This is a genomic window from Streptomyces sp. NPDC007095 (assembly GCF_040634475.1).
Classification (GTDB): domain Bacteria; phylum Actinomycetota; class Actinomycetes; order Streptomycetales; family Streptomycetaceae; genus Streptomyces.
In genome coordinates, this window is the sequence record NZ_JBEYFS010000482.1 from 1 (window position 1) to 2,294 (window position 2,294).

Sequence of the window (2,294 nt, forward strand, 5' to 3'; positions counted from 1 at the left end):
GTTCCCCGCGCCCTTGAAGGGGCGCGGGGAACTGCGCGGTCTTTTGGGGATCCGGGGGCGGAGCCCCCGTGGGTTGGGAAGGGCTGGGGCGGCGGGGGCGAGAACAGGGGTGGCGCTACTGGGTGAGTACCTTTGTCTCCAGGTCCGGTGGGAGGCCCACCGGTGGGCGGTCCGGGCGTCGGGGGGCCACCCCGCCGATGCCCTGGAGCCAGGTCCACGTGTCCGCGACCGTCTCCGAGACGGGCCGGCACCGCAGCCCCGCCGCCACCGCACGGGACACGTCCGCCCGATGAAGAGCGTCATGCATGTCGGACCCCACCGGCACCCACACCGGCAACTGCGTCCACGGCTGAATCCCGGCGTCGAGAACCACGGAAGGCTCGGTCCAGCGGAGTTCCGCCCGCGCCCCGGTGACCCGGACGCACGCGTCGAGCAGCTCCCCCATCGTCGTATGCCCCTGGGGACTCATCAGGTTGTACGCCCCGCTCACCCCCGCATCCGCCGCCCCGAGGATCCACTCCGCGAGATCACGGACATCGACGTACTGGAGGGGGAGGGACCGGGGGCCGGGCGCGAGTACGGGACCGCCCCGGGCGAGCCGGGTCAACCACCACGGCAGGCGCCCGATGTTCTCGTACGGCCCGAGGATCAGCCCGGACCGCACGAGCAACGAGCGCTCCGCGCCGAACGCGGACACGGCGGCCAGCTCGCCGCCCAGTTTGTCCCGCGTGTAGTCGGTCTGTTCCGCGTCCTCGGACGCCCCTTCCACGAGCGGCGCGTCCTCGGCGTAGTCGGCGGGCGGAGCCCACGCGTAGACCGAGCAGCTCGACACGTACACATACCGCTCGGCCCGGTCGGCCAACAGCCGTGCCGTGTCGCGAACGGCCCGCGGCGCCGCCGACCAGGTGTCGACGACGACATCCCACTCACCCTCGCCCTCACCCGCGGCGGAGGCGAGCGCCGCGAGCCCGTCGGGGGCGGTGCGGTCACCCAGCAAGGACCGCACTCCGGCGGGCGGTTCGCGGCGCCCGCGGTGGAAGACGGTCACCTCCCAGCCACGGCCGAGCGCCGCCTCCACCACGGCCCGCCCCGCGAAGTCCGTACCGCCCAGCACCAGCAGTTTCTTGGGTTTCATACGGACGACTCTGCCCGCACGGCCCGCCGGACGGAACGGGAATCTGCTGACAGAAGAGTTCCTGAGCGGCGGAGTGGGTCAACGCCCCGTCGGAGGCGCGTACTTGTATCCCACCCGCCGTACCGTCTGGATCGCCTGCCGGTGCTGCGCCCCCAGCTTGCGCCGCAACCGCGCGACGTGGACGTCGACGGTCCGCCCGTCGCCCACGTGCCCGTAGCCCCACACGGTGGTGACCAGCTGGTCGCGGGTGTGCACCCGGTGCGGGTACGCGACGAGGTGCGCGAGCAGCTCGAACTCCAGGTAGGTGAGGTCGAGCGGCCGCCCGTCGACCTCGGCGGTGCGCTGCACGGGGTCGATGCGGACGAGCGGGTCGTCCCCGACGGCGGCGTCGACGGGGGCCGGGGAGTCCGGTACGGCGACCGGCAGCAGGGGCTGCTGCTCGGCCGGTACGAGGACCAGGTAGCCGACCATCGGCGGCTGGCCGGGGAGTACGGGCAGGGTGTGCGGGGGAGCGGGCAGCCAGGTGGCGCCCGGCGGCAGGAAGTCCGCGACGTCGACCACCTCGTCCCGGTGGACGGCACGGAGCCGGTGCCGCGCGGGGACGGGGGCGGGTGCCGGTGCGGGGGTGGTCGCGACGGACGAGAAGGAACGAGTGGTCGCCATGAGAGGTCAGCTCTTTCGCGCGAGAAGTTCGTCGGGAAGGTCGACGACCGCGAGTTCGTGGTCGGGGCCGTCGAGGACGTACGTCGTGCGCGCTGGCCGAAGGCCGGGGTGTACGGCTTTAGAGGGCCGGCGCGTTCGTCGCGCGGCAACACACCCGGTCGAAGTCGTGATGCTGACGGGAAGGCCAGAAGGGCTCCAGGTCGGGGCGACCCGTCGCGGTGTACTTCTGGAAGCTGGCCATACCCCCATTGAAGCAGAAGCCGGAGCCGGGCAGGAGACTCCTCTCACAGGTCGGACGCGTCCTTGGCGTGAACTTGACGTCGAGGCTGACCTCGTACGACCAGGAACGACATCGCAGGACGAGGCTGATGTCGCACAACGAGAGGAGGGGGCCCCCCGGGGGGGTGGGGGGGCCCCGCCCGCCCCGGGGCGGGGCGCCGGCCCCCCGGCGGGGGGGGGCGGGCGCCGGCGCCGCCCGCCCCCCCGCCCCCCCCCC

At 73.4% G+C, this 2,294-nt stretch carries 2 protein-coding genes; both read right to left on the reverse strand.

What is annotated here, in order from left to right:
- Positions 1-115 precede the first annotated feature (115 nt).
- Complete coding sequence (locus tag ABZ656_RS57545; protein ID WP_360280681.1) at positions 116-1,135, reverse strand: NAD-dependent epimerase/dehydratase family protein; 1,020 nt, start codon at positions 1,133-1,135, stop codon at positions 116-118.
- A 78-nt stretch (positions 1,136-1,213) separates the two neighbouring features.
- Positions 1,214-1,798 (reverse strand): winged helix-turn-helix domain-containing protein, encoded by a 585-nt coding sequence (locus ABZ656_RS57550; RefSeq protein ID WP_360280684.1) that lies wholly within the window; start codon positions 1,796-1,798, stop codon positions 1,214-1,216.
- Between the last annotated feature and the right edge of the window lie 496 nt (positions 1,799-2,294).